We start from the raw sequence: 25,090 nt of genomic DNA on the forward strand, positions 1-25,090 counted from the left end.
TCATCACCGGCGTCCTCACCTTCATCACCGGCGTCCTCACCTTCATCACCGGCGTTCTCCGGCGGTCCCTCGTCGTCGCTATCGGTGGCGTTCTCCGGCGGTCCCTCGTCGTCGCTATCGGTGGCGTTCTCTGGCGGGCCCTCGTCGTCGCTATCGGTGGCGTTCTCCGGCGGGCCAGCGTCATCCGTCACGTTCTCCGGTGGGCCAGCGTCGTCAGTAGCGTTGTCGGCATTACCGGGGTTGTTCTCGACAACATACTCTGAGACGATGCCGCCGATGCCACCCTGTGCGCCGTCCTCTTTCAGCAGACTTGAAATGAGTGCGGCAACCTCCTGCCCGAAGGCGTCCGTCTCGTTCTCGTCGCTCTCGGCGAGCGTGGCGTTGGTCAGTTCCGCCGTCGCATTCGCCGTCTGGTTCTCGTAGGTGGCCGTCACCGCGATGGCGACGTTCTCCTCAGGGGCATCGAGTTCGACCTCGCCGTCGGCGTCGGTCGTGTAAGGACCCTCGTAGGTGGCGTTCCCCTCAGTGACGTTCACCTCGACGGTGGCGTTCTCGACGCCGGTGTCGTTCTGTGTGACCGCGATAGTAACATCGTCGCCGTCCTGCGTGACGCCGACAGAGAGGTCGCCCTCCTGGGCAGCCACCGCCGGCGCGGCGACACTCACTAGCAGCAGCGCTGCACCGAACAGCGCGAACAGTCTTGTTGCGTGGCTCATACAAGTACCACAACCTCGGACTGGTATATAAACCGGAGACGTGGTTCACCCAGTTCAGCGGACCACCCACACACCGAACAAGCACTGTAAATCGCCCGAGAGCGTTTACAACCGTTTCTCGTCGTTCATTCGTCCGAATCGAACATGGGTAAAATTAGCCGACGCGGGACGCGAGGGCGGCCGCACGCTCGCTGGCCTCTTGTTTTACGGCCGTCTCGTCCAGCGTCAAGAGCTCGCGGTCACGCATGAGGACCTGCCCGTCACAGATGGTGTGGCGCACATCGCTTCCGCGGGCGGCGTAGACGAGGTGGCTCACCGGGTCATGCTCGGGGGTGAGGTGTATACCCGTCGTGTCAACCACCGCTAGGTCTGCTGGGGCGCCTGCTTGGATACGTCCACCAGGAAGTCCCGTCGCGGCGGCACTACCGGCTGTCGCCATCCTGACTACCGCGGGCGCGGACACCGCGCTTGCATCCTCAGCGGCAATCTTCCCCGACAGGGCTGCGTCACGCATTTCCTCAAGCATGTCGAGGCTGTTGTTCGAAGCGGCCCCATCTGTGCCTAACCCGATGGTGACGCCGGCCTCGCGGAGCCGTTCGACAGGGGCGATACCTGAGGCGAGCTTCATATTCGCGGCCGGACAGTGGGCGACAGCGACATCTCGGTCGGCGAGTCGGTCGATCTCCGATTGCGAGAGATGGACCGCGTGGGCGACCCACGCGTCTGCGAGCAGGCCCGTCTCGTCGGCGTACGGCACCGGTCGACTTCCCGTCGCCTCCAGCGTTTCCTCGATGTATGTCGGCGTCTCGCTGAGGTGAAAGTGGACTGGGACGTCCGCCTCGCGGGCCCCTGTCGCAAGCGCCTCCAGCGTCTCCGTGTCGACCGTGTGAGGCGCGTGTGGCATCACGGCTGTCCTGACGCGGCCGTCGGCGGCACCGTCAAACTGGTCCGTGACCGACAGTGCGCGCTCGAGTTCCGCGCGGACGCTGGCCTCGTCCTTCCCGACAGTAACGACGCCGTAGCCCACGCGGGCACGCAGGCCGGCGCTCGCAACGGCGTCGACGAGTTCGGATACCTCAAAATACATATCAGCGAACGCTGTCGTCCCGGAGCGAATCATCTCTGCACAGGCGAGCCGTGCGCCGGCGGCGATGTCGGCCGGTTCAAGTTTCGCCTCTGCCGGCCAGATGTCCTCACTGAGCCACGCGTCCAGCGGCTTGTCATCAGCGTAGCCGCGAAGCAGCGTCATTGCGGCATGGCCGTGGGCGTTGACGAAGCCGGGCGTCACAAGCGCGTCAGTCGCGTCGAGCCGCTGGTCGGTCTCGCGTTGGGAGAGGTCGCCAACGGCGTCGATTCGTCCTGCGTCGTCGACGCGCACGTCCGCGCGTTCAACGGTCATGTCCGGCCGGAGGACGCGGCCGCCAGCCACGAGCAGCGACATATCCGGCCGTCGGCGTCGGGCGGCGTCAACCTCACGGTTCGGCGCCAACTCCGATAGGCCGAAGGCCGCGCGGCCTGAAGCGGGCTATATGCGTATCGCCGTGCCCAATAAGGGGCGCCTCCACGACCCCGCGGTCGAACTGCTCGAGCGGGCGGGGCTCCACATCGAGGGGGGTGCCGACCGGAAATTGTACGCTGACACCGTCGACCCGGACGTGTCCGTGCTGTTCGCGCGGGCCGCCGATATCCCGGAGTACGTCGCCGACGGCGCGGCCGCGCTCGGTATCACCGGCCTCGACCAAGTGCGGGAGTCACGGACAGACCTCACAGACCTGCTCGACTTAGAGTTCGGGCGCTGCCGGCTCGTGCTGGCGGCCCCAGAAGACGGCGACATCGACCGGGTCGATGCGCTCGCTGACGGCACCGTCGCCACTGAGTTCCCGAACGTGGCGGCCAATTACTTCGCCGACAAGCCCGTCTCACCGGAAATAATCGAGGTGTCAGGCGCGACGGAGCTGACACCCCACGTCGAAATCGCTGACGCCATCATCGACATCACCTCCACGGGCACGACCCTGCGGATGAACCGACTGGCCGTCGTTGATGAGGTGTTGGCCTCCTCTGTCCATCTGTTCGCTGCCCCGGCCGTCGCCGAGGACCCGAAGGTTCAGCAGGTGGCGACAGCGCTAGAGTCAGTGTTAGCCGCCGAGGGGAAACGCTACCTGATGATGAACGTCTCTGCCGACTCGCTGGAGGACGTGGAGGAGGCCGTCCCAGGTATGGGCGGCCCAACCGTGATGGACATCGACGACGGGGAGAACGGCGAGTCGATGGTCGCAGTCCACGTCGTCGTCAACGAACGCGAGGTATTCGAGACCATCACACAGCTGAAGGAGGCGGGCGCTACCGACATCCTTGTCACGGAGATAGAGCGGCTCGTCGAATGATTACTGCCGCTCGGCGAAGGCGAACCGCGGCTTCACCTCCTCGACGCGCACAGTCACATGTTCGCCCGTCTCGACGCCCGGCACGAACACAGTGAACCCGTCGACCTTGGCGACGCCGTCGCCGTCGCTGCCGATGTCGACTATTTCGACATCAAGTTCGTCGCCCGCCCGGACGGGTGCCGTGAGCCGTCCCTTCGCGACAAGGTACAACTCTGAGGAAGAGTCTCGGGAGGCATCCGGGTGGACCGAACGGACATACTCGAATTCCGCGTCAATGTCTGCCCGCAGATCGTCGACATCCGGTCCCTCGAACACCTTCACCACGAGGTCGCCGCCCGGCGCTAGTAGCTCTAAGGCCGTCTCGAAGGCGGTGCGCGCGAGGTGAACCGATCGGGCGTGGTCGAGATTGTACTCACCGGTCATGTTCGGCGCCATGTCAGAAACGACGACATCCGCCTCGCCGACCCGCTCGCGGATGGCAGTCCGGGTCGACTCCTCAGTCACGTCTCCCCGGAGCGTCTCGACGCCGTCGATTGGCTCGATACGCTGGCGGTCGACGCCGAGCACGCGCCCGTCGTCGCCGGTCAGCTCGCGGGCGACTTGGAGCCAGCCACCCGGCGCTGCCCCGAGGTCTACGACGACGTTACCCGGACCGAACAGTCCGGCCGTCTCGTCCAGCTGCCGGAGCTTGTACGCCGACCGGGAGCGGTATCCCTCCTGCTTCGCGCGGTTGTAGTACTCGTCCCGCTGTGTCATGATTGGCCCACGGCTTTGTCTATCGGGCTCGTCCATACGTTCATACCAGAAACGAGGCTGTCGACCCGGAAAACCACATCGGGTGCGGCGTCCGGCCTGGGCGCACATCTTCAAGACTGTCAGCGCCAAGTGTGACCGCTCATATTTCCTGATTCACTCTCAGTCGCCGAGCACGAGCACGTGCCGGTCGAGCGTCCCGTGGACGGGTCGGACGAACCGCGATTCCACGCGCCAACCGGCTGCGCGAGCCCGCTCATCCCACGCCTGGTCACCGACGATGACGCCGCGGCTCGCAACGCGGCGGGCTTCACACAGTGCGTTGCCGACGAGCGTGTCGAGCGATTGGCCAGCAATCTTCGACTGGCGGCCATATGGTGCGTCGACGACGAGACAGTCGACCGACCCAGCGCAGAGAGGGAGCCGGGTTGCGTCCCCCCGGGCAACCGTGAACGCGCCGGGTGTGGGGAGCCCGTCGACACCGTCGGCGAGCAGCGCGCGGAGATTCTCGCGGGCGCCCCGGACCATCTTCCGCTGAGCGTCGATACCGACGACATCCGCACCGACGAGCCCCGCCTCTGCGAGCAAGCCACCGGTGCCACACATCGGATCAAGCACCGTCCGACCAGAGCGGGCGCCGGCGATGTTGACGACGGCCCGGGCCAAGAGCGGCGCCATACTCCCAGGTTGGAAGAACGGACGGTCGGTCGGTCGCCTGTCGCCGAAGTCCCGAACCGACTCGGCGGCGAGCCAGCCGAGCGCGACAAGCTGTTCATCGTTTTCAGCGAACAGCGCCCGGAGTTCGTGATCCGGATCTTCAAGATCGACGGCGAAGCCGCGGTCGACGAGTACGTCGCCGAGCACTCGCTCGGCCCGCTGAGTAGAGACGCCCGTCGCCGAACGGACATCACGGGCACGGACCGCGACGCTGCCGGTTCGATTGAGCGCAGCGGCCTCCAGCAGCGCACGGGCGGCGTCAACGCCGCCGGTCGTCGTGCCGATTAGCCGGCTGGCAGCGTGGGTGTACGCCAGCCCGTAAACCCGGTCGGTGATGCCGCGGGCCGTCGCGAGACCACGGGCCAGCTGGTCGACGGCCGAACACGCGCTCGCAGCCTCGCGGGCGGCAAAGTCGTCATCCTCGCCGCCCAGTTCCAGCACGAACACGTCCGCTCTCGGCTGTCCGTGAGCAAGAACCCGGCGGTGCACGTCGACAGGGGTCTGTCCACGCAAGAACATGTCACGCCTGATTACGTACCTTTATAAGCCTTAAATACGTGTCTTAAGTCGAATATGGACGACCCGAAAGAGACTATCAATATCGAGAACGTGGTCGCGTCCACCGGTATCGGGCAGGAACTCGACCTGCAGTCGGTGGCGATGGACCTCGAGGGCGCAGATTACGACCCAGAGCAGTTCCCCGGACTGGTCTATCGGACTCAGGAGCCGAAGTCGGCCGCGCTCATCTTCCGGTCCGGTAAAATCGTCTGTACGGGAGCAAAGTCGACGGACGATGTCCACGAGTCGCTGCGCATCGTCTTCGACAAGCTGCGCGAACTCAATATCAAAGTAGAAGATGAACCCGAGATTGTCGTCCAGAACATCGTCACGTCGGCGGACCTGGGGGTTAACCTCAACCTGAACGCCATCGCTATCGGGCTGGGGCTGGAAAATATCGAGTACGAACCCGAGCAGTTCCCTGGACTGGTCTACAGACTTGACGACCCCGACGTGGTCGCACTCCTGTTCGGCTCCGGGAAGCTGGTCATCACCGGGGGCAAGCAGCCAGAGGACGCCGAACACGCCGTCGATAAAATCGTCTCCCGGCTTGAGGAGTTAGGCCTACTTGGTAACTGAACCGGCACGTACAAGCGCCGGCCGGGGCTACGAGGGGCATGGTTCCGCTCCGTGCGGCTCCGCTCCAGTCGCTTGCAGGTGGGGGACTGCTCGCGCTCGTCGTCACGTTCCTGCTGACGACGCTGTTTTACGCTGTCACACTCCATCTAGCCGCGACGTTCTTTATTGGTGATGTTCCCTCACAGCGGGCCGCCTATGCCGCCCCAGTCCCTGCAGCCGTCTCCATCCTGCTCCAGCAGTACGGCCGCGGCGGCGCCCCCCTCGCTATCGATGCCTCGCTACTGGTAGGGGTCGCGCTCGTCGTTACGCTCGCGGCAGACTTGCTAGCGGTGAGTCTTGCATACCGACTCAAGCTCCGATCCGCCGCGCCGCTCGTCCTGCTACACTTTGCCTTCGCGGCTGTGCTCGGCATTGCGCTTGGAAACCTGCTCGGCGTGCTGTGACTACTCCTTGCCCGTCCAGCGGGCCAGCAGCAGCGTCCCTTCGAATAGCACAATCATCGTTGCCGCGACGATGATGGGACCCATCCCAGTCGGGTCAGCAGTGAAGAGGAACGCCAGCCCAGCGAACACACCCCAAAAGATGAGCCGGCGGGTTTCCAGCCAGTCGCGAGTAACGAGCCCCATCATTAGCGCAAGCATGATGAACAGAGGAATCTGGAAGACGAGCGCGAACGCCCCCAACAGGAGCACAATGAGGTCGAACGTCTCCGCGAGGCCGAACGCAATGACCGTTGCGTTCTGCGAGTAGTAGACGAAGTAGTCGAATAAGAGTGGGATGACAAGGAAGTGTGCAAACAGCATTCCGACGGAAGCGAGGACGAGACTTGTCGGGACGCTGGCGATATAGTAGCGGCGCTCATGGGGGTAGAGTCCAGGCCGCATGAACAGGTAGGTTTCGTAGACGAAGACGGGGAGCGCGGCGACAAACCCTGCGAGCGTCGCCACCTTCAGTCGCGCGAGCACGACCGCAAGCGGGTGGTAGACCCGCGCGCAGGCAGCCCCGCCCTCACTAATCGTCTGGATAGTCGCGGCGTCGCCTGGACACTGCGCGATGGTACCTGGCAGGTAGTGAAACCACAGGAAATTGATGAGCTGTGTCCCGAACGGGAAGACCACTCCAGAGATGGCCGCCATCACGACGATGACGACGCCCAACCGCTTGACCATCTCCTCAATGTGGTCTGCCAGCGGCATTTCCTCATCGTCGGGGGCCCCCTCATGATCGTCGACCACTGTCGGGTCATCCTGCTCGTCAGCGACCGAGCCTCCGTACTCATAGCCGCCGTACATCCCGTCGATGTCCTCTTCAGTGAAGCCGCCATCTGACTCCGCGGCGTCCGCCTCGCTGTCGTCCGTCAGCGGCCCATCATCGTCCTCACCGTACCACGATTCATAGCCGTAGTCGCCGGCAACGACCGGCTCGTCGGCCGGGGCCGTCGTCTCGGCCGCATCGCTTGCCCCTTCGTCGGTCGGCGCTGTGTCTCCGGACTCGTCAGGGGCTGTGTCGGCGTTCTCGTCCGGCTCGGAGTCGATACGACGGACGGCCGGCTCAAGCGTCTCCTCGCCTTCCGGCGGGTCCTGCCGGTCATCGCCCGACTCCTCGGCCATTGGCATCCGGTCGGCGTCCCGCAATTGTAAGCCTTCTTCTCTGTGCGAGCCTGAAAGGTTGATAACGGGGAGTACCTAACGACGCGTGTGTCTGGAGCCGTCGACGAGGACGTCGCTCGGACGGTGCAGGGCGGCCGCGAGACGCTGGGATCGATGCTTCGTGCCGCACAGAAGCATCTCCAGAAGGTATTCATCGTCTTCGTTCTCGGGCTTATGGCGACCATTTACTTCCTGCGAGCGTTCGGCTGGGATCGCCTGAAGGCAGACCTACTCGCCGAGGCGCCCGAGGTTGTCGTCGTCGCCGTCACCCCGTTCGACGTCATCCTTCTGCAGGTGAAGATTGGCCTTGTTGTCGGCGTTCTCCTCGCGGTTCCGTTTCTGCTGTACTACTCGCGTGATGCGCTGAAAGAGCGTGGCTACTGGCCGACCGGTGTCCCACGTTGGCAGCTAGCGCTCGCTGTCGTCACCGCCGTTCTCCTGTTCGTCGCCGGGGCCGCTTACGGCTACTTGCTCTTCTTTCCGCTGGCGTTCGACTTCCTCGCAAGCAACGCCACCGCTGCGAACCTCGATCCCACCTACTCCATTGTGAAGTGGGCGCAGTTCATCGTCCTACTATCAGTCTCCTTCGGGCTGGCCGCACAGCTTCCGCTCGTGATGTCCGGGCTCGCACTTTCAGGTGTCGTTCCATACGAGACGTTCCGCGATTACTGGAAACACGCTATCGTCGGGCTGTACGCTATCGGCGCGCTATTCACCCCGCCGGATCCGCTCACTCAGCTGTTATGGGCGACGCCGCTCGTCCTGCTGTACGGCTTCTCGCTCGGGCTGACGCGGTTCCTCGTCACGGCCCGGGCCGCGGGTGACCGGGTCGGCACACGCCGCGTGCTCCGTGAGCAGTGGAACGTCGTCGCCAGCATTGCGCTCGTCGCCGGTGCCGTCGTCTTCGGGGTTGGCCGGGCGGCCGTCGCTGGCGCGTTCGACTCTGCTCTGCGGGGTGTCGGCAGCGTGCCTCTTGCCGGCGGCTACCTCGACGCCCGGCTCCCCAACTCACTTGCAACCAAGGCCGTGGCGGGCGTCGATCCACTCGTCGTAGTCGGAGGCGTTGCGGCAATCATCGCGCTGCTGGCAGCTGCGGTAGCCGTCATCGTGCTGATGTTCCGCACCCTCGAACGAATGGTAGACCCCGCGACCGTCGGCCATGCCCCCGCGAGCACGGGCGGCCCTGCCGACATCGACGTGGACGCGCTCGACGCTGCCGGCGTCCGGGCGGCGCCCGTTGAACCGTTCCTTGAGATGAGCGAGTCAGAGGCACTCGCGCTCGCGAACAACGCGCTGGAGGCGGGAGATGACGAGAAAGCACAGGCCGTGCTCGACCGGTTTGACGAGGCCGAGGCGATGAACGACGATCCTACGACCGCAGGGGCGGAAGCCGACACGGACGCCGAGGCCGGCGACCCAGACGAGGAAAGCAGTATCGTCGCAGAGACAGGTGCCGGGATGGTCTCAGCGTTCACCGAGGACGATGTCGACGAGGAGGATATTGGCGGCTACTATTACGATCTCGCCTTCGTCGCGGCGTCGCTGCGCTCGAAGGCGTTTCTCATCGTCGGGACGTTCATGACTGTCCTCGCAGTAACGTTCTACATCCTGTACACCGGTGGGATCGGCTGGCTGAAGCGACAGTTCCTCACTCAACTGCCCGACCAGGTGACCGCAGAGCAGGTGCGGCTCGTGACGCTCCACCCAGTAGAGGCGCTCGTCTTCGGAATCAAAGTAGCCACTATCGCCGGTGCGGTAGCAACAGTCCCTCTCCTGTTATACTATGCGTGGCCATCGCTGAAAGAGCGAGGCCTCGCACGGGGGGACCGCCGGGTCCTACTCGTCTGGGGTGGAAGCCTGTTCGCCACGCTCGGCGCTGGGAGCCTCATTGGCTTCCTCTACGTCGCTCCGGGCATTATCTCGTGGCTCGCCAATGACGCGCTGGCGTCGAACATGGTAATCGCCTACCGCATCAACAATTTTGGCTGGCTCGTTTTCTTTACCACGGTCGGGGTTGGTCTGATGGCGTGTATCCCGGTGACGATGCTGCTGTTTCACGCTGGCGGCATCGTCGGCTACCGACAGATGCGCGAGCGCTGGCGCGTGGTCACGCTCGGTATCCTCGGTATTGTCGCCTTCGCCTCCCCGCGGGGCGTGTTCATGATGTTCCTGCTCGGACTCCCCGTCGTCGGGGTTTACGGGTTAGGGCTGGCGATACTTCACCTCGTCACGCTTGGCGGACGCCGGGGCGGCGGCCGCCTCGAGCCTGCCAACTGAACCGCGGCGGGTCGCGGGAGATTAAGTGACAGAACGGCCATGTGCCGATGTGCCCAAGATTAGCGTCGAGATACCGGGGGAACTGCTGGCCGACCTTGACGAACACGTCGGCGAGGACGGCAAGTACGTCAACAGGAGTGACGCCATCCGTGCGTCTATTCGTAAGAACCTTGATATTTTAGATGAGATAGACGCCCGCCATGGCCGACTCACCGATGGCGAGGAGTGACGGCCTCCCATTGGGGGCGACGGGCCTCGCGGCGCTATTCGTCACGGCGCTGGTCACCGCCCAATTGACGGCCGCAAAGGTACTCGCTTTCGAACTTCCCGTCACGCTACCGGTAGTCGGTCGATCGCTCGTCTTGCCAGGAGCCGCACTGGCGTACGCACTCACCTTCTTCGCCTCTGACTGCTACACAGAATTGTATGGGAAGCGGGCCGGCCAGCGGCTCGTCAACGTCGCGTTCCTGATGAACTTCGTCATGCTCGGGCTGGTGTACTCGACCATCCTCGCGCCGGCCGCCGAGTCGAGTATCGACCCCGGGCAGTTCGCGGCCGTCCTCGGCGCATCGGCGAACATCGTCATCGGGTCGTTGGTCGCGTACCCCATTTCCCAGAATTGGGATGTGCTAGTCTTCCACGCTGTCCGCGAGCGGACCGGCGAGGGCGCGCTGTGGCTACGTAACGTCGCCTCAACGGCTACCTCCCAAGCGCTTGATACCGTTGTCTTCGTTGGCATCGCCTTCTATTTACTACCGCGGGTCGCCGGCGTCGGCCCGGAACTTCCCGTCGCCGTCGTCAGTGGACTCATGATCGGTCAGTACCTTCTCAAGCTGCTCATCGCGCTCGTCGACACTCCTTTCGTCTACCTGATTACGCGGGCGGTCCGGGCAACCGAGTCTGGCCACGCTGACCGCATCATGGGGGCACCGTAGTTTAGGCGACATCCATTAGTCCCTGAGCATCAAGCATCCGACGTGGCGCGCTTCGAGTATCCCTGTCCTGACTGCCGGACGCGCAGCAACCTCCACGAGGTGGGCTGCGATTTGGACGGCACGGCGTGGACGGACATTGAAGCCGCATATGTTGATGTGCTGGCGGAGCTCTCGCAGGCGTCGCTATCGGCCGACCAACTCCGCGAGCAAGTCGAGGATTGGGGCCGGCTCCATGCTCGAGCGCTCTCGCGGCTCCGCCGCGACCAGCGGGTCGACGGGGACGACGACGAACTCGAGTTGCTAACGGCAGAGGCGTACCGCGACCGGGTGACTCACCCAACGATGGAGCCGCTGAAGACCATCTACGAGAAGGGCTCAGTCCACGGCGCTCACGACAATGCCGTCTTCGCGCTTGTCGCCTTCTACGAGATGGTCGGGCTGTCTTGGGAGGAGACCCGCGAACAAATGTTAACATGGCTGGAGGAGTCAGGAACGTGGGCGCGGGGGGGCTTCGAGGAAGCCACTCCAGAGGAGCTGATTGACTCGAAGCGGCACGTCTACGAGCGTGGGTACGGCTGGAAGCAGGCGGGCAAAGAGGCGAAGGCGGTCATCGATCGGCGGTTAGGCTGAGTTAGACGCGCTGTAACGCACACCGTCGGCCACAACTCGGGGACAACTGTTGACGAGTCACGCAAAAGCGTAGTCGAATCTCGAGGGAACGCGCAACCTGAACATCCACTTCGTGAGTCCCGCATCCTCAAGCGCGGAAGGATGTCAATCTGCGTTACGCGTCGTGTACCCTTGTAGGCACGTTGTTTGAGCTTCCAGTACTGTTCCTGCGAGTCAAGTTTCCCCTTGCATTCGAACCTAGGAAGGGGGTCTCACATCCACGTAGTGAGGTCCTCAATATCGTCACGCGCGAACCGAATCTCGTTCCGGATGTTCAGCGGGTCGATCCCGTTTGAAACCTGACAGGAACTCAGGCTAGACGTCTTCATTCCGTGATTTGATTTCGGCCCGTAGGTCAGCCCCACCGTCGGATAAACCGACCGTGCACTGGGTCACGTTCGTCCGCTGGATGGGCACAGTGACGTGATTAGAACCGTTCGTCTGTCCTCTAATTCAACCTATACGCCCCAATTCCGCACCAAGTTTGAGTTCAGTCGCTCTGGATGCGGGGAGCCAACATATAAGTTACCTGACCATCTCCTTCAGCGATGTCGAAGTGCATCTTTACGGGGAACTCCTCGCCGAGTTCCATCGTCACCTCGGCGTCGGAGGGGATGGCCTTATTCATGTCCTTTAGATAGTCGAGCGAGAACAGCGAGCGGGCGTCGCCGGGCGTCAGAGCGATGAGATCCTCCGTTGTCAGTTCAAGATGGACGTCGTCGGTATCGCCCTCGGCGTCAACATAGAAGAATTCGCCGTCACCGTCGACACCCAGCGCGATATGATCACTCACCATGTCGGCAGCCTTCACCGCACGGGCAATATCCTTCCCCTCAATGACGACCTCCGCAGGCAGGTCGAGATCAGGGAGGTCCGGCTCCTGACGGATGGAATCCGGGTCGATGAGGGCGAGAGTCCCTTCCAGTCCCTCAATCTGGACATGAAGCTTGCGAGTTTCCTCGTCAAGTTCCAGCTGGACGAGTTGGCCAGCGTCGGCCATACCCACGAATTCCTCCAGCCGGGAGAGGTTCACGCCGATGACGCCCCCGTCTGTCTCGTAGGACTCGAAGGCGGCCGCCGAGAGCGTCAGGTCGACCATACCGACGTTGGCGGGGTCAACGGCTCGGATGGAGAGGCCATCCTCCTCCAGCCGGATTTTGCACTCGTCGACCAGCACGCTCACGGAGTCCAGCGCGTCCCCGAGCGTATCGGCGCTCACGATAGCCTTGAACATCTTGCTCGCGGCTACGAAACCACGTGATAAAAACTCTCCCGTTCGGGCCGCCGAATCCCCGGGGACGAGAGGCCGAGCCCCCTGCATGCGGGCGTTCCGGGGCCGCTCAGGTGACAGGTAAGCGCCCGAGTTCGGCGAGCAGGTGCGCCAAGTGGACGCGGTCGCTCGTCGACTCCGCGAGATCGGCGTCGACCTCGCCGGCGAGCCGGTGAAGCCGCGCGAGATTGGTCCCATCGTATCGCGATCGGGCAACCCGGCGCACGTCTACGAGAACTTCTGTCCCGCTGTACCCCTCGTCGTACAGCAGGTCGTCAAGCAGCGAGCGGGCATCCTCGAAGTCGCCGCGTTCGGCGGCTGCGAGCATCGCCTCAACGGTGTCGTCGTGGCCGATGTCACCGAGCGTCTCGTAGGCGGCTTCCATCGTCACCTCGCCTTCATTCGCAGCGGTCGTCTGTGCGCCCAACACCGCCCGCCGGAGATCTCCGTCACCGTAGCCGGCGAGGTAGGCTAACCCTTCCTCGTCGTAGTCGACCTCGGCGAGTTCGACTATCCGCTCAAGAGCTGCGACCGTCTCCGCGTGGTCGGGAGCTCGCACCGCCACTGAGAAGCAGCGCGAGCGAATCGGCGGGATGAGCTTCGACGGCTGGCGGGTCGCGATGACGAATTGCGTGGACTCGGCGTACCGCTCCATCACTCGCCGAAGCGCCTGCTGGAAGTCCTCGCGAATCGCTTCGCTGTTGTCCAGCAGCACCGTCTTGTAATCGCCGGAGACGGGTTGGTATGAGGCCGACTCCTTCAGGACGTGGTTCATCATGTCGCGTTTCGACATCCGTGAGCGGCCCTCAAGGAACGGCGCGAACCGCTCGTCCTCGCGTATCTCCTTCTTCGTCCGGTCAAAAAAGTCCGCGACATTCAATTCGACGAGGTCGTTGTCGGGGTCCTCATGGGCCTCGCGGGCCAGCGCGCGCGCTGCGGCTGTCTTGCCTGCGCCCTTCGGGCCGTGTAACACGAGGTTGAGCGGGTCCTCACGCGCCTCCGTCAGGTACTCGCGCAGGGACGGCTGAGGGAGGTCCGCGACAGCGGGGGCGTACTCGTCGGTCCACAGCGGGCCGTCCATTTCGTCGGCAGTAAGCGACGGGTAGACATGAACGTCCCCCTTTAGCGCTCGCGGAACTGGGCAAGCCCTACCGAGAGCATATCCGGCGAGACGGGCTGGAACTCCTCACGTTCGGGGCCGAGGTACTCGCGGACAGAGTCCCAGGAATCGCGGGCGTACCGCTCGTCAAGCAGGACACGCACGCCCGTCTCCTCAGGGCCACGGATGACGCGACCGACCGCCTGGCGCGCTTTCCGGACGGCCGGCACGGTCAGTGCCGTCTCGAACCCGTCGCCGAACGCTCGGTCGTACGCGGCTCGGACAGCTCGAATCCGAGGCGAGGCCGTGTTGACGATGGGAACTCCACAAACAATGGCCGCGGATAGCCGGTCGCCCCGATAGTCGACTCCCTCGGTGAGTGTTCCCCGTAGCGATGTGACGAGTACCTTTCCCGGCCCGTCGAAAAATTCTGTTTTCAGCCGCTCAGTAGCGTCGTCGCCGCTGGATTCGTCGAGGAGTACGTCTTTCTCGAGGTCCGCGAGCGCCCCGGCGGCCCACTCCGCTTCCCCGTAAGAGGGCATCCCCACAAGGACGTTCCCCTCAACACTCGCGACCTCGCGGAGTGCGTCCGTGTACGCCCGGCGGGTCGGCGTTGACTCTCCTGGCGGGCCGCGGTTGTCGTGGGTGAACTTTGGCGTCGCGACAGCGAAGGAGGCGCGGTTCTCCGGCGGGAACGAGAGCCCGTACGTCCGTCGCTCGACAGGTCGGCCCGCCTCGCGGAGTTCCGCCAGTCCTGATACTTGCTCGAACACATCGAGCGGCGCCAGCGTCGCACTCATCAGGACGCCGCCGCCAAACTCGCCGAGTCGCTCAGCGATAGCGTCCCCTGGCAGGCAGTTATGCAGCGTCAGGGCGGCGTTGTATGTCCGTCGCCACGAGTCGTCTGGGACTGTCCCATCGTAGCTCCGCTCAAGGCGTATTTCCCGGAAGTAGTCGGTGTGGTCAGCCTGGTGCCACGCCCCAAGCAGACGACCAACTGCCGGCGTCGCCCGACGCTTGTCCTCTTCCTCCACCGTGTCGAGTATCCGAGCGACGACTGCGCCGACTGTCTCAGCGGTGGTCCAGACATCGGTGTACCCCTCGCGGCGTGCCCACGCCGTGAGGTCGTCCTCGCCGGGATCGGCTGGATTACGAAGCGGTATCTCTTCGTCGGGGAGCGAGTCGGGGGCAGCCCGCCAGCCGGCGTGTTCCGCGTCAAGATGAGCCCGTATCCGGCGGTCGAGTTCCGCCCGGAGTGTCTCGGTGAACTCACGGAGCCGCGAGAGGTCATCGGCGGTTACGTCTGTCTCGCCGAGTTCCGCGCGTATCTGCTCGCGCGCTTCTGCGAGACCAGCCGTTGCCGGCTCTCGGTCGTCTCCGCCGACATTCAGCGGCCCGAGCACGCGCGCAAGTTCGCTCTCAGCGTCACGGAGCGTAGCGTCGCCAACCTGCTCGGAGACCAGCTCGCGCACCCGCGGCTCTAACATATGTGCCTCGTCGCAGACGACAAACGTCTCGGAATCGAGCAGTGGGCTGGTGAACGACTCAACAGTGGTGGGGTCGAACGCGTGGTAGTAATTGGCGACAACTACCTCGACTCGAGGGAGTATCGCCCCCATCACCGAGTGGGGGCAGATGCCGTGGGAGGCCGATAGTCGGACGAGATCCTCGCGTTCGAGTAGGCCCGCGTCGGTGAAGTCAAACGGAACCGCCTCGCTGGCATCGCCATCCTCAGGGAGGTTCTCAAGATAGCCCGCATAGAAGGGGCAGTATTCGACCCCGTCGGATTCGACGGTGTCAGGCGGGTACGGCGTCGTCTCATCGAGGACCTCCATGAACGCCGCGTTAGTCCGGCCGGAGTCCGCGAGACCAACCTGCTGGCTGCGCGCCCGCTCGGCGAGCGATCCTGCAGTTGTCTCCTCGGTCAGCCCGCGGGTGCGCTCGCGAAGCCCGTCGCACCGCTCGTAGACAGTCTCATCGTCGATCCCTGCCAGTCCTTCGAGGTTGTACGGACACACGTCACCCTTCCCGACGAGCGTCAGTGCAGAGACAGGGTTGTAGCCGTCGGGGAGGTTCTCGTTAAGTCGCCGGAGGTCCGCCTCGAACTGTCTCAGTTGTTGTTTGACGCTCGTAAGCACGACCACCCGCTCGAAATCAGAGTCAGGGTCGCGCACGAGATGAACGCCAGCCGTGAGCGCAAGCATCGTCTTGCCCGTACCGCAGGCACCCTCCAGAGCAAGATAGCCGTCATCGCGGGCGGCGTCAACGGCCGCGTCGATGCCATCGACCTGTTCGGGATACGGTTCGTCGTGCCCGAACACATCCCGCCACGGCTCGTCGGCTGTCACGTCCAATGCGAGCGGTCGCCCGGCTATGAGCGTGTCGGAGTTTCTTTCACAACCCGTTGTTATCCTGCGCGACGGTCAACGGTTTAGGCGCGAGCCGTCTACGTCTAGTGTGAGCAGCGACGAGTTCGATGAGACGGCCTGGCGTCGCGAACTCCAGCGACACCGTGAGCGGAAGGACGACTTCTTTGCGTCCAACCGCCAGTCCCCGCTCCCCCGAGAGGAACGGGCCGAGTTTGATGGACTGGCGTACTTTTCGCCGGATCCCGAGTACCGGGTCGAGGCCAATGTGGAGCCGCTGGATAGCGCGAAGACAGTCATGCTAGAGACGACCGTCGAGACGGAACAAGAGTACGAGCGGGTCGCACGGCTCGGCTTCGAGGTGAATGGCGAGCGGACAACGCTTGTCGGTTACACGAGCGCAGATGGCGACGGTACCTCGCTATTTGTCCCGTTTCGCGATAAGACGACCGGCCAGCAGACGTACGGCGCCGGCCGGTACATGGAGTTCGAGACAGAAGGAGACATCCGCGAGGCCGCGACAGTGACGCTCGATTTCAACCTCGCGTACCACCCGTTTTGCGCGTACAACGACGCGTTCGCGTGTCCGCTCCCGCCCGAAGAGAACTGGCTCGACATCGCCATTGAGGCCGGCGAGCGGCTCCCCGAGTAGTCACCCACGAAAGAGCCGGGTTACCTCATCGACCACGTCTGGCTCGACCGCAACAAGGTACGTGTGGCCCGCGGCGAGTTCGGTGTCCGAGTCGGCAATGTGATGGCCCGCCGCCCCGGAGACGACGAGACTTCCGTGTGGGAGCGCCACCGCCGAGAGCGGCTTGCCGGCTACAGGCGCTCGCTCGGTCACCGTCAGTTCGAGTAGCTGGAGCTCGCCGGGGAGCTCTTCAAGCGTGCGGACGCCTCCCCCAACGACGCTGTTCGTCACGGCCCGCGCCCCGGCCACCTCAGGATGGACAACGGTATCCGCGTATTCAACGTACTCGTCGCGGTCATCTGGCGGGGCCCGCACCACCGTGCGGACCCCGGGGGCGAGCCGGTCAGTAAGCATCGCAACCGCGAGGTTTGTCGCCATGGTATCTGTCATCGCCGCGACGGCGTCCGTCCGGTCTAGCCCAATCTGTCGGAGAATCGACGGCCGGGTAGCGTCCCCCTCGATGACGGTTGCAACGTACTCGTCCAGCGGCGCAAGCGCACGCTCGGGGCTCCGCTCGATGATGACAACATCGTGACCCCGGTCGTCAAGCAGGCGTGCGGTCTGGAGGCCAACCCGTCCGCTCCCAATGACGGCCACTCGAAGATCGTCGCTCATGCGTCCACGTCCGTACCCCTCGTTAATCATCCTCGGGGTCAGGCTCAGCGTCAGTCGACGCTCCCTCGCTGACAGAGGCCCTCTCTCCGCGGGTCAGGACGGTGTAGACGCCGGCTCCGAGCGCGAGCCAGCCGAGCGCCAGTAGCCACGTCCGACCGCCAATGAACAGCCCGAGCAAGAGATTGAACGCGATACCCAACAACGGCGGCGCCGGGTAGTACGGTATCTCGAACGGGCGGCTCATCGCCGGCCGTTCGCGGCGGAGCCGGATGACCGCGGCGTTGACCACCACGAATCCCAGCAGCGAGAATAAACTCGCGAGATTGCCGACCACCTGTATCGGCACGATGACGACGGCGCCGAGCATTACGACGGCGCTCGCGAGGATGGCCGCAAAGGGTGTTCCGAATCGATGATGGATGCGGCCCAGTTGAGCCGGTAGTTGTCCCTCTCGACCCATAGAGAAGGCAACCCGCGAGGAGCCGATCACGACGGCGTTGAGCGCTGAAATAGTCGAAAACACTGCACCGAAGGCGACGAGCGCCGCGCCCGTGCCGATGACTGGCAGTCGCGGCATGAACCCCTCTGCGGCCTCTGCGACGGCCGTCTCGCCGGCCGCTGCGAGCGCGTCCGCACCGAGCGTGCCAACGGCTACGTAGACGACGAGGAGGTAGACGACGATGGTAACCGCGAGACTGAGGAAGATAGCCCGCGGGATATTTCGGCGCGGGTTCTCCACCTCCTCCGTGACGGTGGCGATGAGGTCATACCCTTGGAAGGCGATAAACGTCAGTCCCATCGCCGGCAGCACCGCGAGCGCGCCGCCGGTTGCGCCGAGCGACTCAAACACCGGGCCAACTAACCCGGCAGACTCGCCACCAGTTGGAAAGAAGGGGCGAAACTCCGCAAGGCGGGCGGCGAACAGCCCGAATACGACGAAAACGAATAGGACGAGAATTTTTGCCAACGTGACAAGAGTCTCAGCCCCGCCAGATGCCTCCGTTGAGAGCGCGTTCAGCACGACGAAGACGGCCACGACCAACAGCGCGTACACAATGGTCCATGTCGGGCCGCCTGCGACGACTGGTCCCGCTGGGAATGTCGGCACGTAGATGTGAACAAACTCAACGAAGTTCGACGCGAATCCCAGCGCGTAGAGCGCGCCGGCAGCCATATATGTGAACCACCGCGTCCACCCCATCACGAAGGCGACAGGCGCAGAAAACGCCTCGCGGACGAACGCGTAGCCACCGCCGTTCTTCGGGATAGCGCTCGCGAGTTCGGCGTACGACAGTGCTGTGAACGCTGTCACTCCGCCGTTAAGCGCGAATACGAGGATTGCGGCCGGGCCGGCTATCTCTGCGGCCAGCCCTGTCAACACGAAGATGCCGGCGCCGATCATCGCACCGATGCCGACCATCGTCGCGTCTAATAGCCCTAGTGACGCCTGCGGCTCCCGCCGCCCGGAACCGCCTGCGTCGCCGCTCATACTGCTTGGATGGCCTGCCGAGGCAAAAGCAGTAGGCCCGCGGAACCGGTTGTCAAGCCGCGACGCCGACGGTGAGCAGCGTTCCCAGTTCGCGGTAGCGTTCCACCATCGCCTCACGCGTCTTCCACGACTCCGTTGGGAACGCTTCACTGGGCGGTATCTCCGTCTCCTCGTCGGGGACGTGCGCCTGTGTCGCGACGGCGAGGCCGGCTGCACGGAACGCTGCCCGATATTGGCTCGCCGACCACCGCGTCATCGCCACGTCGATTGAGTCCTGCCAGTCGTGGCTGTATTCGTTTTCCTCGTAGTAGTTCACCGCGCAGTGAAATGTCCCACCGGGCCGGAGCACGCGGTACACCTCCCGAAGCGTCTCGTGGGGGTCGCTCGCGTAGTAGAATGCCTCCATCGAGAAAACGTGGTCAATGCTGTCGGTCGCAAACGGTAGGGTGCCAAAATCGCCGACGATATAGCCGACTGCCTCGTGGCCTACCTCGCGGGTATACTCGCGGGCATTGTCGGCCATCTCAGGGGAGCCATCGAGGCCATAGCCGGCCGAAAGCGGCGTCGTATCGGCAAGCGCGCGCAGTGCGTAGCCGGATCCGGTTCCTAAATCAAGCACGACATCGCCAGCCTCAACGGGCATCCCTGCGAGGACGTGCTTTGCGGTGTGCCAGTGGCGCCGTTCCATCCCCTTGTCGCGGCCGTCGGCCGCCCAGGCGTCGAACTCGTCGCGGACGCTCATACCCTGGCGACGCGGCCAGCCCACTTCAGCCGTCCGCTCCCCGCTGTGTTCTGAGTCTTTAAGACCCAGCGACCCCGCGGTACGGGCATGGAGTACGACCTCGCCATTGAGGACGGCCCGACCACTATCCCCGGCGGGACGGGGGTCCTGCTCGTCCACCCGTCGACCGGAGAGACGGACCGCATTGACACGGACTTTCTAAAACCGGATACAGACCATCGGCTCGTCGTCTCAACCCGGACAACTGCCCGCGAGGTCCAGCAGAAACTCGAACACTACGATGTCGACACGGAGACGACTGACATCCTCGACACGCTCTCCGTCGAACGGGGCTACTCGCGGCGCTCTTCCGAACGAGTCCACTACGTCGCTGCACCCGACGACACGGATGGCATCGTTGAGCAGGTGGCGACGTTCCTCGAGAGCCACGATGGGAAGCTACGCGTCTCCTTCGACTCCATCACGGAACTTGCCTACTACGCCGATGAGGAGCGAGCTCGAAACGCTGTCGAACGTATACTTGCGCTGCTGGAGGAACACGACGCTGTCGGGCTATTCCACCTCGCTGACGAGGTGCACGACGAGTCAGTCGTTGAAGGGTACCGCGCGCTGTTCGACGGCGTTGTTACGCTGGATGTAGACGGTAACGTCACAGCGGAGTTTTAGCTGAATATAGGCGCTACACCCTGTCCTCAGTCAACTGCTTGGGGAGAACGTTCCGAGGCTTGTCAGTGGACTCTCACTCTACCCGTGTGACGCGGAAGGCGTGTAATGGCTGTTCGCGTCCAGCGTCCCTGATTTGAGGGCTGGTTGACTGGTGGCCCGTCCAACCCCAGATGTGAGCCAGTGCTGGACAAGACGCTACTCGATATTCCGAGCGGCGTTGTAATCAGCGTGTACTTGGAGACGAGGGTAAAGGCGAGGCGACACACTTCGAGGCGGTCGAACCACCGAAGACAGCCAAGGGGTAAGCGTCGTGTAGTGGTTCGACCGACAAGCCGCTGTGGGTACGTGAATACCCTGTTCTGTCCGAGGATTGATCCGACAGGGACGCACATGCGGTGTGGAACATTCGTTCTCAGGGTCTCGAAGACGTAGGAGTGGTTCACTCCGAATCAACGCCTATAGAGACTACGCTTCTTACGGGAACCATTCGGGTCCTGCAAAGCGCATCACAGAAGCAGGAACCCCTACCTTCACGGGACAAGCCGGGTCAGTGGCGAGTGAGTAGGATAGGATAGTTCATAGTTTCTCGAATGTCTTCTCGGCCCACTGGACGGCATACTCTGGACCGTGGTGGCGATACGCGCTCGTATCAAGCGCTGAGAATGGCGCCGGCACAGACGGACCGTCAGGCGTTGCATGTCTGACCGCCGAGCACGCGAGCTCCGCTGCGGCCGCAAAGCTAGTCTCGCCACGAGCCACCTCGCCCGAGAGATCCGCTAATCGCGGCCGGAGCCGGTCGCCGGCGTCGACAAACTGCTCGTGGAGCTGCGGATGGTCGTCAGCCCAACTGACGAACGTCTCGCGCGTGTGGAGGCCGACATAGGCGTCGTACAGCGCGTTTGCGAGCTGGTAGGTATCGGCCGGATCTAGCGGTGTGGCGTCCGCCAGTTCACGGTACTCCGCCCGGAAGAAGCCAAGGAACTGTTCCGGGAGTTCAGTACCAGCCTCAACCAGCGCCATCGCGACGAGAAAGTCAACAAATCCTTCCGGCGAGCCCGCGACCCGTGGCTTCACGAGGACGAACGGCGGCTCGGTCTGTCGCGTCCAGACGACACCACCATCGCCCGGTGCGCCAACGGTGAACTCGTCGGCGGCCAGCCGACTGAGCACCTCGGGCGCGTCTGGCGGTACCCACGCGGGGTCGTACGTAAGCGGCGAGAGCGCATCTGCGCGCAGACCGAGTTGTTCGGCCACCGCCGGCTCAAGCGTCTCGAAGTCCGTCTCGGCGTTAAGGACGACAGCGCCGGATGCGTGTGTCTCCCGGACGGTCGAGAGTTCGCCGTCGAGAGGTCGTTCTGAGAACATTCAGACGGCCAGCGCGACGATAAGGAGAAGCGACAGTAGCCCCGCTACGCCGATTGTCCCAAGGACCACTTTCGTGGCGTCACTCATTACCTCCGGTTCCGACGGCGGCGATTTAAACCCTTCCAGTTTCGGTTCTGGCTGGGAGGCGCACTTAGTTCTCTCCGGGGCCAGTCGGCTCAACACCGATGCCCGAGGCTCGAGCAACGGCAAGCCAGCCGCCGGAGGCGAACCGGATGGTGTTGACCGCGGCCTTCACATAGAGACCGCCAAGGATGGCGGCGAACACGGCCGGCAGGCCCAGCCCCAACCCGACGGACAGCGACCACGGGTCGAATCCAAGTGTGTAACCCGCCGGCAGTGCCAGCGCCGCGACGGGGAGCCGGATGACGTACGTACCGAGCAGGGTGCCGTACAGCGGCCAGCGCGTGTCGCCTGCGCCTCGGAGGGCTCCACGTAGCGTCCGTGCGACAGAGAAGCCGGCGACACCGAGCGCGAATACGCGGACAAACGCGGCCGTCTCCGCAACGGCGCTTGTCCCGAAGCCACGTGCGAGTAGGGGCGCGAGCGCGGCCAGCAAAGCCGCTACGAGCAACTGGGTCGCAAGCGCAATCCGCGTGGTTGACCAGCCATAAGCGGTCGCCGCCTGTTCATCACCGCGGCCGACTGACTGACCGACGAGCGTGCTCGCAGCCGTCGCGTACCCCCACGCAGGCATCATCGCAAGCAGGATGAGTCGGCGGGCAATGCCGTAGGAGGCCAGTGCCGTCGGCCCGAGCACCCCCAGCACGAATAAAAAGGGGAACCGGGCGAGGGTCCGGCTCAGTCGTGTCCCCGCTTCCGGCACCGACACCCGGACGAGTTCGCCGACCAGTGATAACTCAAGCGTTGGGCGGCGAGGGAGTCGGACGCCCGCCCGACCGTGCAGAAGGATGCCGATGAATGTCGCCGCTGCGACAACGTTGGCAATGACCGTGCCCGCAGCAGCGCCGACAACGCCAAGTGCCGGCGCAGGACCGACGCCGAAGATGAGCACCGCATTCAGGATGACGTTCGTCGGCAGAGTCACCGACCGTACCCACATCGGCGTGCGGGTGTCGCCAGCGCCTGCGAGCGCCCGGGCCGCGATGAGTCCCCAAAAGCGAGGAAGCGCGGCCAGCATCACAACGGCGAGATACGAGGCCCCGTAGCGAACGACGGTGGGGTCGTCGCTTAGTAGCCCGACCAGCGGCTCGGCGTAGCGCCAGGCGCCGACCGTCAGCGGGACTGCGACGACGATAGCCAGCCACAGCGACTGCTCGACGGCACGGTTGGCACGCTCAGGCTCGTCACCGCCACGATACCGGGAGACGACACTGATAGTCCCCGAGGAAAGCGCCAGCGCCAGTCCGAAGGCGATAAAGTAGTACTGAAAGCCGATTTCGAGGCCGGCAATGGCGCTATCCCCGAGTGCAAGCCCCACCATCGCGAAGTCAGCCACCTGCTGGAGCACGCGGAAAACGCCGGTGACCATCACCGGCACCGCGAGGTTGAACGCCTCCTGGCCGCGCTCGCGGTCAACAATACCGATTCGGGCGAGAGCAGCGGGAAACGCGTCAAGAGACTCCGACAATCGGTCGCGGACGCTCACTGGTCGTACGTCGTTAGAACGCGAGGAGTAAGTTCCGGAGTTATTCCAGTTATTCGAGGCGAAAGCCCACGCGTTCGCCGTGGGCTGAAGCCGACCTGATGGGAGACAGAACATCGTTCGGTGGCCGGAGGGGAGTTGTGTCCCGAATGGTTACCTCCGGCCCGCTCGTACTGTACGGTGACGGCGTTCCCAGGTCGTGGTACGGGGTCTTCGACCCCGACGGACGCTTCGCGTCCACAGCCCGCCGGGTACGAAAGTCGGAGAACCACGCCACCACGTCCCGTCCCCCGGGTCGGACGCGAATGGTGGTACCCAGTCGGCTGAATACCCGACCGTGGAGGCCCGAACTGGTATTCGGGCCGTCGAAGCGCCCGGCGCGTCCGGGTGGGAAGGCCCGTTTGACCGGGCTGTACGCGCTGGAACGCACGCTCGGGGTCGTAACCGAGCGGCCACCATCAAACGCCACACGCGAAAGCGTACTTGCGGGCCGAGGAAACGCGCACCCTTGAACTCCCCTTCAGGGAATCCCACCCCTGAAGCGATGGGAGGAAGTCAAGACTCCTCGCGGTCGCCCATCCACTGCTCCGGCACCTGGATAACGTAGCGGCCGTTCTCCTGGAGCGCGATAATGTACTCGTCGCGATCGTACAACTCCATCAAGTTCAGCTCATACTGACCTGGTTCGAGTATTTTGATCGACTCGAACTGTTGGTTAAGCTGCTCGCGCAATTCATCGATACCGGCACCGGTGTCGTCCGGTTCGCTTACCACTCGGCCGTCGGAGACTGGATCGGTCGCGTCGGGATCGTCCGTCCCGGGAGCCGGCACCGTTCCTACGGAGTCAGAAGTGTCGTTCGCGTCGTCAGTCGTCGCCTCTTCACCCGACGACGCGGGCTCAGTGTCTGGTACCTCTGCCTCGCCAGCAATGTCTGAGCGCGCCTCTGCCTGCGCAGGATCCTCGGCGTCCTCAAGCGCCGCTTTCGTCGCGCGGGCGTCCGCATCAATGATGTCTGGCTCCCCTCCATCCTCCGATTCGGCCGTCGGCCACGGCGCGTCGGCGTCAGGATCTGGGTCGGCGGGCTCGTCAGGCGTCGGATCTCCAGCCACGAAGTCGCGCACACGCGTCGCGGCCCGCCCCACGGTGGAGGCGGCGTCGTTCGGCTCCGAATCAGGTGGATCGGCGTCCGTTGGCTCTTCGGGGACAGCCGTCGACTCAGGATAGAACTGGAACTTGTTACCACCACAGTCCGGACAGCCGCCAAGCATCTCTTTGGAGCCGTCCGCGAACGTGTAGCCACAGCCGGTACACTGGTGTGGCATCGGATTACCCCCGGTGGACCAGCGTGCTGATGAGGTTCTCGTCCTTGTGAAGCGTCTCGATTTGGTTTGCCGGCCCGATGACGGTGAGTTTCCCCTTTGAGGAGCTACCCATTAGCCGACCGAGAAGTCCGGTATCGTCGCCACCATCCGTCGGATAGGTCTCGATTTCAATACCGGTGAAGCCATCCGGCGATATCTCGGACATCGTCACCTCGATGAGCTTCGACTCCTCCTCGGGGTCGAGTCCCTGCTCGAGGATGACGATGTTGCCGTCGTGGACGCCGTCGAGCACCAACCGTATTTTCTCCATCGTACGGAGCCCTTGGATGCGGTCGGCGCTGATCATGTCGATCTGGACTCCGTCGTCGTCCGGGTGTTGTGTCTCAGGCATCGTTCACCCAAAGTACTCCGCTATCTTGTCGTACACTTCGTCCATGTTATCCCCCTCGAGCGCGGACAGCGGGATGGTCTCGTGTTGCGGGAACGCGTTCGAGACCTGCTGGACGGAGGCATCCTCGAGGTCCGTCTTGTTGGCGAGGATCAGGACGGGGAGGTCCTGGCTCTCGATGATGCCGATGAGCATCGTGTTCACCTGCGTGA

At 63.9% G+C, this 25,090-nt stretch carries 24 protein-coding genes and 1 pseudogene; 9 read left to right on the plus strand and 16 right to left on the minus strand.

The window, feature by feature from the left end:
- The coding region (locus ABEJ63_RS12650) for a hypothetical protein (RefSeq protein WP_375796730.1) at positions 1-716 on the minus strand (716 nt) is incomplete at its 3' end.
- 154 nt (positions 717-870) lie between these two features.
- Positions 871-2,157, minus strand: coding sequence for an amidohydrolase (locus ABEJ63_RS12655; RefSeq protein ID WP_375796731.1), 1,287 nt, complete (start codon positions 2,155-2,157; stop codon positions 871-873).
- An 88-nt stretch (positions 2,158-2,245) separates the two neighbouring features.
- On the opposite strand from ABEJ63_RS12655, the gene hisG reads away from it, so the two are divergent.
- The gene (gene hisG / locus ABEJ63_RS12660) at positions 2,246-3,103 is read left to right on the plus strand and encodes an ATP phosphoribosyltransferase (protein ID WP_375796732.1); all 858 of its coding nucleotides are present in this window, start codon (positions 2,246-2,248) and stop codon (positions 3,101-3,103) included.
- On the opposite strand, the gene ABEJ63_RS12665 is transcribed toward hisG, so the two are convergent.
- Entirely contained in the window at positions 3,104-3,859 is a 756-nt protein-coding gene (locus ABEJ63_RS12665; RefSeq protein WP_375796733.1) for an SAM-dependent methyltransferase, read from the minus strand.
- 159 nt (positions 3,860-4,018) lie between these two features.
- Entirely contained in the window at positions 4,019-5,020 is a 1,002-nt protein-coding gene (locus ABEJ63_RS12670; RefSeq protein WP_375796734.1) for a methyltransferase domain-containing protein, read from the minus strand.
- 126 nt (positions 5,021-5,146) lie between these two features.
- On the opposite strand from ABEJ63_RS12670, the gene ABEJ63_RS12675 reads away from it, so the two are divergent.
- Together ABEJ63_RS12675 and ABEJ63_RS12680 are read left to right on the plus strand one after the other, a co-directional pair.
- Positions 5,147-5,710, plus strand: coding sequence for a TATA-box-binding protein (locus tag ABEJ63_RS12675; RefSeq protein WP_375796735.1), 564 nt, complete (start codon positions 5,147-5,149; stop codon positions 5,708-5,710).
- A gap of 38 nt (positions 5,711-5,748) precedes the next feature.
- Entirely contained in the window at positions 5,749-6,153 is a 405-nt protein-coding gene (locus tag ABEJ63_RS12680; protein ID WP_375796736.1) for a hypothetical protein, read from the plus strand.
- On the opposite strand, the gene ABEJ63_RS12685 is transcribed toward ABEJ63_RS12680, so the two are convergent.
- On the minus strand, positions 6,154-7,320 hold the full coding sequence (locus ABEJ63_RS12685) for a twin-arginine translocase subunit TatC (protein WP_375796737.1): 1,167 nt from the start codon (positions 7,318-7,320) through the stop codon (positions 6,154-6,156). It abuts the gene before it with no gap.
- 87 nt (positions 7,321-7,407) lie between these two features.
- Between ABEJ63_RS12685 and ABEJ63_RS12690 the strand changes: the two genes are divergently transcribed.
- Genes ABEJ63_RS12690 through ABEJ63_RS12705 form a run of 4 tightly spaced genes read left to right on the plus strand, consistent with a single transcriptional unit; the run spans position 7,408 to position 11,201 of the window.
- Entirely contained in the window at positions 7,408-9,636 is a 2,229-nt protein-coding gene (locus tag ABEJ63_RS12690) for a twin-arginine translocase subunit TatC (RefSeq protein WP_375796738.1), read from the plus strand.
- 49 nt (positions 9,637-9,685) lie between these two features.
- A complete protein-coding gene (locus ABEJ63_RS12695) occupies positions 9,686-9,865 on the plus strand; it encodes a ribbon-helix-helix domain-containing protein (protein WP_375796739.1) in 180 nt (59 codons plus the stop codon).
- On the plus strand, positions 9,837-10,571 hold the full coding sequence (locus tag ABEJ63_RS12700) for a queuosine precursor transporter (protein WP_375796740.1): 735 nt from the start codon (positions 9,837-9,839) through the stop codon (positions 10,569-10,571). Before ABEJ63_RS12695 ends, ABEJ63_RS12700 begins: the two co-directional genes overlap by 29 nt.
- Before the next feature lie 42 nt (positions 10,572-10,613).
- On the plus strand, positions 10,614-11,201 hold the full coding sequence (locus tag ABEJ63_RS12705; protein ID WP_375796741.1) for a hypothetical protein: 588 nt from the start codon (positions 10,614-10,616) through the stop codon (positions 11,199-11,201).
- Between the two features lie 529 nt (positions 11,202-11,730).
- On the opposite strand, the gene ABEJ63_RS12710 is transcribed toward ABEJ63_RS12705, so the two are convergent.
- The 3 genes from ABEJ63_RS12710 to ABEJ63_RS12720 form a co-directional block, all read right to left on the minus strand.
- Positions 11,731-12,474 carry a DNA polymerase sliding clamp gene (locus ABEJ63_RS12710; protein WP_375796742.1) on the minus strand — a complete coding sequence of 248 codons (744 nt, stop codon included), beginning with the start codon at positions 12,472-12,474 and terminating at the stop codon, positions 11,731-11,733.
- 106 nt (positions 12,475-12,580) lie between these two features.
- Positions 12,581-13,591 carry an AAA family ATPase gene (locus ABEJ63_RS12715; protein WP_375796743.1) on the minus strand — a complete coding sequence of 337 codons (1,011 nt, stop codon included), beginning with the start codon at positions 13,589-13,591 and terminating at the stop codon, positions 12,581-12,583.
- Between the two features lie 41 nt (positions 13,592-13,632).
- Positions 13,633-15,957, minus strand: a complete 2,325-nt coding sequence (locus ABEJ63_RS12720) for an ATP-dependent DNA helicase (RefSeq protein WP_375796744.1) — start codon at positions 15,955-15,957, stop codon at positions 13,633-13,635.
- A gap of 109 nt (positions 15,958-16,066) precedes the next feature.
- Here ABEJ63_RS12720 and ABEJ63_RS12725 point away from each other — a divergent pair, with 109 nt between their 5' ends.
- Positions 16,067-16,627, plus strand: coding sequence for a DUF1684 domain-containing protein (locus tag ABEJ63_RS12725; RefSeq protein ID WP_375796745.1), 561 nt, complete (start codon positions 16,067-16,069; stop codon positions 16,625-16,627).
- Here ABEJ63_RS12725 and ABEJ63_RS12730 read toward each other — a convergent pair whose 3' ends face one another.
- The 3 genes from ABEJ63_RS12730 to ABEJ63_RS12740 are packed head-to-tail and all read right to left on the minus strand — an operon-like array spanning position 16,628 to position 19,512.
- Positions 16,628-17,281, minus strand: coding sequence for a potassium channel family protein (locus tag ABEJ63_RS12730; RefSeq protein WP_375796746.1), 654 nt, complete (start codon positions 17,279-17,281; stop codon positions 16,628-16,630). It lies immediately after the preceding gene.
- 22 nt (positions 17,282-17,303) lie between these two features.
- Positions 17,304-18,770, minus strand: a complete 1,467-nt coding sequence (locus tag ABEJ63_RS12735; protein WP_375796747.1) for an APC family permease — start codon at positions 18,768-18,770, stop codon at positions 17,304-17,306.
- 52 nt (positions 18,771-18,822) lie between these two features.
- Positions 18,823-19,512, minus strand: coding sequence for a class I SAM-dependent methyltransferase (locus tag ABEJ63_RS12740; protein WP_375796748.1), 690 nt, complete (start codon positions 19,510-19,512; stop codon positions 18,823-18,825).
- A gap of 87 nt (positions 19,513-19,599) precedes the next feature.
- Between ABEJ63_RS12740 and ABEJ63_RS12745 the strand changes: the two genes are divergently transcribed.
- Positions 19,600-20,178, plus strand: coding sequence for an ATPase domain-containing protein (locus tag ABEJ63_RS12745; protein WP_375796749.1), 579 nt, complete (start codon positions 19,600-19,602; stop codon positions 20,176-20,178).
- A gap of 576 nt (positions 20,179-20,754) precedes the next feature.
- On the opposite strand, the gene ABEJ63_RS12750 is transcribed toward ABEJ63_RS12745, so the two are convergent.
- The 5 genes and pseudogenes from ABEJ63_RS12750 to ABEJ63_RS12770 form a co-directional block, all read right to left on the minus strand.
- Positions 20,755-21,543: a hypothetical protein gene (locus ABEJ63_RS12750; RefSeq protein ID WP_375796750.1), complete on the minus strand. Its 789-nt coding sequence runs from the start codon at positions 21,541-21,543 to the stop codon at positions 20,755-20,757.
- 151 nt (positions 21,544-21,694) lie between these two features.
- Complete coding sequence (locus ABEJ63_RS12755; protein ID WP_375796751.1) at positions 21,695-23,170, minus strand: MATE family efflux transporter; 1,476 nt, start codon at positions 23,168-23,170, stop codon at positions 21,695-21,697.
- A 552-nt stretch (positions 23,171-23,722) separates the two neighbouring features.
- Complete coding sequence (locus ABEJ63_RS12760) at positions 23,723-24,490, minus strand: Zn-ribbon containing protein (protein ID WP_375796752.1); 768 nt, start codon at positions 24,488-24,490, stop codon at positions 23,723-23,725.
- A 4-nt stretch (positions 24,491-24,494) separates the two neighbouring features.
- Complete coding sequence (locus ABEJ63_RS12765) at positions 24,495-24,881, minus strand: DUF2073 domain-containing protein (protein ID WP_375796753.1); 387 nt, start codon at positions 24,879-24,881, stop codon at positions 24,495-24,497.
- Between the two features lie 3 nt (positions 24,882-24,884).
- Positions 24,885-25,090: pseudogene (locus tag ABEJ63_RS12770) on the minus strand (GTP-binding protein); the annotation flags it as partial.

The organism is Halosegnis sp., assembly GCF_042216475.1.
Lineage (GTDB): Archaea > Halobacteriota > Halobacteria > Halobacteriales > Haloarculaceae > Halosegnis.